Here is a 5,763-nt window from a genome sequence, read left to right on the forward strand (position 1 = left end):
GGCCGGGGCGGTGCGCCCCGGCCGCCCGGCGGGCTCAGCGGAGGTCGGCCACCAACCGGAACCGTTCCAGGACGACCCGGGTGGTGTCGTCCACCGTGAAGCCGGGGTCGCCGAGCGCCGCGCGCAGCTGCTCGCCGTGCCAGAAGCGCTCGTGCCCGGCCCGCCACTCGGCGACCGTCGTGTACCCCTCGCCCTCGTCCATCGCGTGCCGGAGGTCGACCTCGCCGAGCGGGACGACCCGGACGTCCGTGACCTCGGTCACCGCGACGATCCGCCCGTCGGAGTCGACCACGGCGCCGCGCGTCCCGGCCCTCGGCAGCGGGGCGCCCTCGGCCTCGTACTCGGCCGACAGCCCGGTGGTGCTGGTCTTGGCGCCGGACAGCACCGCGCCGACCAGCCGGTCCCGCAGCGGGCCGGGGAAGGCGAACTCCTCCACCGGCAGAGCGGTCACCCGGGGGTCGTCCGGACCGGTGTAGGGCTGCTCGGGCACGGGACCTCCTGGGACGCGGTGTGCGGATGCGGTCCGGGCGCGGTGCGGGTGCGGGCGCGGTGCGGGACCGTGCGCAGGCTATCCGGCCGGGAGGTGCGCGGGCTCCCGGTTTTCCGCCCGCCCGGCGGTCCGCCGCCCCCGACGCCCATGTCCGATTCCCGCCAGTCGACGTCCGCCGGGTGCCGCAGACTGGACAGCGTGATCGACGACGACATCCGGTACCGCGCCGTGGACAGCCGGGACGCCCGCTTCGACGGCGTCTTCTTCACGGCCGTCACCTCGACGGGCATCTACTGTCGGCCGAGCTGCCCGGCCGTGACCCCGAAGCGCGTCAACTGCACCTTCTACCCCAGCGCCGCCGCCGCGCAGAGCGCCGGGTTCCGGGCCTGCCGCCGCTGCCGCCCCGACTCCGTCCCCGGCTCGCCCGAGTGGAACCACCGCGCCGACCTGGTCGGCCGGGCCATGCGGCTGATCGGCGACGGCGTCGTGGACCGCGAGGGCGTGGCCGGCCTGGCCGGCCGCCTCGGCTACAGCTCCCGCCAGCTGCAGCGCCAGCTCACCGCCGAACTCGGCGCGGGCCCGATCGCGCTCGCCCGGGCCCGCCGTGCCCAGACCGCCCGGCTGCTGCTCCAGACGACCGAGCTGCCCGTCACCGACATCGCGTTCGCGGCCGGCTTCGCCTCCGTCCGGCAGTTCAACGACACCGTCCGCGAGGTGTACGACCGCACCCCCAGCGGTCTGCGCGCCGAGGTCGCGTCCGGCCGCCGCACCGCCACCCCGGCAGGCGGCCTCGCCCTGCGGCTCGCCTACCGGGGCGCCCTGGACAGCGGGCACCTGATCGACTTCCTCGCCCTGCGCGCCGTCCCCGGCGTGGAGGAGGTCGTCCCCGGCACGCGTCCCGGCGTGCGCACCTACCGCCGCACCCTCGCGCTCCCGTACGGCCACGGCATCGCCGAGGTCGACGGCCTCGCCGCCGGGGAGCCCGCCACCCGCGGCTGGCTCGACTGCCGGCTCCTGCTCACCGACCTGCGCGACCTGCCGACCGCCGTCCAGCGCCTGCGGGTGCTGTTCGACCTGGACGCCGACCCGCTCGCGGTCGACGAGCAGCTCGGCGCCGACCCGCTGCTCGGCCCGCTGGTCCGGGCGCGCCCCGGACTGCGCTCGCCGGGCCACGTGGACCCGCACGAGCTGGCGGTGCGCGCCGTGCTCGGGCAGCAGATCACCGTCGGGGCGGCCCGGACCCTGGCCGGCCGGCTCGCCGAGAAGTACGGCACGCCGCTGCCCGAACCCAGTGGCGGACTGCGGCTGCTCTTCCCGGCCTCCGCCGCGCTGGCGACCGCCGACCCCGAGGACTTCGCGATGCCGGCCGCCCGGCGCCGCGCCCTCACCGGCCTGTGCGCCGCGCTCGCCGAGGGCGCCGTCCGGCTCGACGGCGGCGTCGACCGGGAGGAGGCCGCGGCCGGGCTGCTCGCCCTGCCCGGCATCGGCCCGTGGACCGTCGGCTACCTGCGGATGCGCGCCCTCGCCGACCCCGACGTCTTCCTCCCGAGCGACATCGGCGTCAAGCACGGACTGCTCCGGCTCGGCGCCGCCGGGGACCCGAAGTCCGCCGCCCGCGCGGCCGGGCCCTGGGCCCCCTGGCGCTCCTACGCCGTCCACCGCCTCTGGGCGGGCCCGGCCGTCGCCCCCGGGGCGGGGAGCGACAGGACCCCGGGCGCCGGGAGCACACGAAGCACCGACGGCGCCGGGAGCGCCGACCGCAGCACGAGCACCATCGGAACGGAGAACACCCCAGCATGAGCACCACCGTCCACACCTTCATGGAGAGCCCGCTCGGCCGGCTGCTGCTCAGCGGCGTCCTGCCCGGGGACGGCGGCCCGGCGGGCCTGGCCACCGTCACCGCCCCGGGCCAGAAGTACGCGCTCGCCGAGCCCGCCGACGACTGGGTGTACGACCCGGAGGCGCTCGCGGTGCCGGTCGCCCAGCTCACCGAGTACTTCGCGGGCGAGCGCACCGCCTTCGACCTTCCGCTGGCACCGGTGGGCACCGAGTTCCGCCGGCGGATCTGGGCCGCCCTCGACGAGATCCCGTACGGCGGGACCGTCACCTACGGACAGCTCGCCGACCTGGCCGGCGAGTCCCCGCGCGCGGTCCGCGCGGTGGGCGGGGCGGTCGGCGCCAATCCGCTGCTGATCGTCCGCCCCTGCCACCGCGTCCTCGGCGCCAACGGCGCACTGACGGGCTTCGCCGCCGGCGTGGACCGCAAGCGCTGGCTGCTGGACCTGGAGGGCGGCACCTCGCTGTTCTGAGCGGGGCGGCCGCCCGGGCGGGCGGTGCCCCGGCCTGCCCGGCGGGCCTTCCCGGGCCGTCCTGGCCGGTGCCTCAGCCGGCCGGGACCGCCCGCAGATCCACCCGCCAGTCGTTGCTGCGCATCGTGCGGCCGGGCGGGAACTCGAAGTCGGTCTCCCCGAGGAGGGTGAACCCGGCCCGCCGGCAGACGGCGTTGGAGGCCGGGTTCCCGACCGACGGGAAGGCGTGCAGGTACCGGTGCCGGGCGGTGCGGGCGGCGGCCGCCACGGCGGCCCGCGCCGCGGCCGGGGCGATCCCGCGCCCCTGGTGGGGCGGCAGCACGTTCCAGCCCATCTCGTGGACCGTGCCGCCCTGCCAGGGGCGTTCGGCGTAGCCGACCGTGCCGACCGCGACCCCTTCCGGCTCCAGCACGACGCGGTACATGCAGCCGGTCCCGGAGGGGACGAGGTCCAGGTACCGCCGGTGCCGGACGAGGGTCCGCTCCTCGCTCTCCGGGCCGCCCGTGTGCCCGCGCATCTTCGGGGTGTTGACCAGGCGCAGCAGGGCGAGGTCGGCGTCGGTCCAGGGTTCGAGACGCAGCAGCGCGGGGTCCATGGCGGGACGGTAGCCGGACCGCGGCCGACGCGGTACCGGATTTTCCCGCTGCCCGCTGCCCGCTGCCCACCGTTCGCCCCGCCGGCCGGCCGCCGGGGGCGGTTCAGCCGCCGGTGGGCTCGGCGAGCGCGCGGGCGAGGTTCTCCAGCGCGGGCAGCGCGTGCATCACGGCGTCGCGGTCGTCGGTGGAGAGGGTGTCGAGGGCGGTGGCGATCCGGCGTTCGTGGGCCCGCTGCCAGTCGTCGAGCTGGCGGCGTCCGGCGGCGGTGAGCGCGATCCGGGCGGTGCGGCGGTCGCCGGGGTCGGGCTGGCGATCGACGAATCCGGCGTCGAGCAGCTTGCCGACCAGGCCGCTGACGGTGTTGGGGGCGAGCCGCTGCCGGGCGGCCAGCTCGCCGACCCGCAGCGGGGCGGCGGCGAGCGTCTGGAGGAGTTCGACCTGCGCCATCGGCAGGGACTCCCACGGGTAGTCGGTCCGGATGCTGCTGCGCAGCGAGCGGCGCAGCCGGGTGACCGCGTCGGTGAGTCGCCGGGCGCGCTCGATCGCCGCCGACTCCACGTCCTGCGGATCGGCGGCGGGTTCGGGAACGGAGGGTGACGACGGCATGGCCGACAGCGTAGCGCCTGGTTCGGAGGGCGCCAGACCGCCTGAGAAGGGGCGGGGACGGACGATGCCGCTCCGTGACGGGCCCGTCGCACGCAGATCAGATCGTAGATAGAACATATCTGTATCCGATATATTTCGCCGTATGAACGCGGCGTCGACCCTCACCACCCGGCTGCTCACCGAGCGCCCCCGTCCGCGCGCCATAGCCGAGCGGCGGTACGCCCACTGGCTCGCCGTCGGCACCGTCTGCCTCGGTGCCTTCCTCGGCCAGCTGACCGCCAGCGTCACCGCGCTCGTCTACCCGGCCCTCCAGCGCCACTTCGACACCGGCTTCGCCGCCGTCGAATGGGTCGCCCTCGCCTATCTGCTGGTCCTGGTCGCCCTGCTGGCCCCGGTCGGCCGGCTGTCCGACCTGCTCGGCCGCAAGACCGTCTACCTCGGCGGGTTCGCCGTCTTCGGCCTCGCCTCGCTCGGCGCCGGGTTCGCGGGCGGACTCGGCACCCTGGTCGCCTGCCGGGCCGTGCAGGCCGTCGGCGGCGCGATGATGCAGGCCAACAGCGTCGCCCTGGTCGCCCGCGGGGTGCCCGGGCACGCGATGCGCCGCGCGCTCGGCATCCAGGCCGCCGCCCAGGGCCTCGGCCTGGCCCTCGGGCCCAGCCTCGGCGGACTGCTGGTGGAGCACGCCTCCTGGCGCTGGGTGTTCTGGATCAACGTGCCGGTCGCCCTGGTGGGCATCGCGGCGGGCTGGTTCCTGCTGCCGCGGACCCGGCCCGACGCCCCGGCTCCGGCCCCCGCCTTCGCCGCCGTCCGCATCCCCGCCCCGGCTGCCGCTCCCGTCCGCATGCCCGCCGCCGTCCCTGCCCCTGCCCCCGTCGCCGGCCCCGCCCCCGTCGCCGGATCCGGGCGGTCCGGTCCGCTGTCCCGGCCGCGCGGCGCCGTCCGCGCCGACCCCGACGGGGGGCGCTTCGACCTGGCGGGACTGCTGCTGCTCGCCGGGGCCACCACCGCGCTGCTGCTCGCGCTCTCCGCCGCCTCCGGCCTGCCGCTGCCCGGCTGGGCGGTCGCCGCCCTGCTGCTCGCCACCGTGGTGTGCGGGCTCGGCCTGGTCCGCCAGGAGCGCCGCGCCACCCGGCCGATCCTCGCCCCCGGCCTGGTCAACACCCCCGGCGTCCGCCCCGGCCTCGCCGTCTCGCTGATCGGCTACCTGCTGCTGTTCTGTCCCCTGGTGCTCGGCCCGGTGCTGCTCGCCGAGGCCGGCCTCCCGGCCGCACGGGCCGGGCTGGTGATCACCGTCCTCCCGGCCGCGTTCGCGGTGGCCGCGACGGCGGGCGGCGCGCTGCTGCCGCGCGGCTGGTCGGACGTCGTCCGCTGCCGTCTCGGCGCGGCACTCGCCGGTGCCGGGCTGCTGGGCTGCCTGCTGCTGCCCGCCGCGGGCGGGTCCGTGCTGCTGCCGATGGTCCCGCTGCTGGTCGCGGGCGCCGGGCTGGGTCTGCTGCTGCCGGCCAACAACGCCCTGGTGATGCGGGCGATACCGGCGGAGTGCTCGGCGGTCGGCGGCGGCATGGTCAACATGGCCCGCAGCCTCGGGACGGCGCTCGGCACCGCGCTGCCGGTGCTCGGTGTCCATCTGGCCGGCCCGGTGGAGGGCGGCCGCGCGGTGCTGCTGGTGCTGGCCGCCGTCGCCGGTCTGGCCGTGCTGCTCACCCGGCCGGTGCGGCGGCGCTGAGCGGGACCGCCGCCGGGAGCAGGGCCGGCCCCGCTC

Annotated in this window: 6 protein-coding genes; 3 read left to right on the forward strand and 3 right to left on the reverse strand. The window is 77.3% G+C overall.

Going from position 1 to position 5,763, the window contains the following annotated elements:
- Nucleotides 1-34: 34 nt before the first annotated feature.
- Entirely contained in the window at nucleotides 35-490 is a 456-nt protein-coding gene (locus ACFCX4_RS34195) for an ASCH domain-containing protein (RefSeq protein WP_376151019.1), read from the reverse strand.
- 147 nt (nucleotides 491-637) lie between these two features.
- Here ACFCX4_RS34195 and ACFCX4_RS34200 point away from each other — a divergent pair, with 147 nt between their 5' ends.
- A complete protein-coding gene (locus ACFCX4_RS34200) occupies nucleotides 638-2,290 on the forward strand; it encodes a DNA-3-methyladenine glycosylase 2 family protein (protein WP_376151021.1) in 1,653 nt (550 codons plus the stop codon).
- Nucleotides 2,287-2,799, forward strand: a complete 513-nt coding sequence (locus ACFCX4_RS34205; protein WP_376151023.1) for a methylated-DNA--[protein]-cysteine S-methyltransferase — start codon at nucleotides 2,287-2,289, stop codon at nucleotides 2,797-2,799. Before ACFCX4_RS34200 ends, ACFCX4_RS34205 begins: the two co-directional genes overlap by 4 nt.
- A 73-nt stretch (nucleotides 2,800-2,872) precedes the next feature.
- Here the strand turns inward: ACFCX4_RS34205 and ACFCX4_RS34210 are convergent, their stop codons facing one another.
- Nucleotides 2,873-3,394, reverse strand: coding sequence for a GNAT family N-acetyltransferase (locus tag ACFCX4_RS34210; RefSeq protein WP_376151025.1), 522 nt, complete (start codon nucleotides 3,392-3,394; stop codon nucleotides 2,873-2,875).
- Between the two features lie 103 nt (nucleotides 3,395-3,497).
- Complete coding sequence (locus tag ACFCX4_RS34215; RefSeq protein WP_376151027.1) at nucleotides 3,498-4,001, reverse strand: MarR family winged helix-turn-helix transcriptional regulator; 504 nt, start codon at nucleotides 3,999-4,001, stop codon at nucleotides 3,498-3,500.
- A 142-nt stretch (nucleotides 4,002-4,143) separates the two neighbouring features.
- On the opposite strand from ACFCX4_RS34215, the gene ACFCX4_RS34220 reads away from it, so the two are divergent.
- Complete coding sequence (locus ACFCX4_RS34220) at nucleotides 4,144-5,727, forward strand: MFS transporter (protein WP_376151029.1); 1,584 nt, start codon at nucleotides 4,144-4,146, stop codon at nucleotides 5,725-5,727.
- Nucleotides 5,728-5,763: the final 36 nt, after the last annotated feature.

The sequence above is a fragment of the Kitasatospora sp. NPDC056327 genome, assembly GCF_042261735.1.
In the GTDB taxonomy this organism is placed as follows: Bacteria; Actinomycetota; Actinomycetes; order Streptomycetales; family Streptomycetaceae; genus Kitasatospora.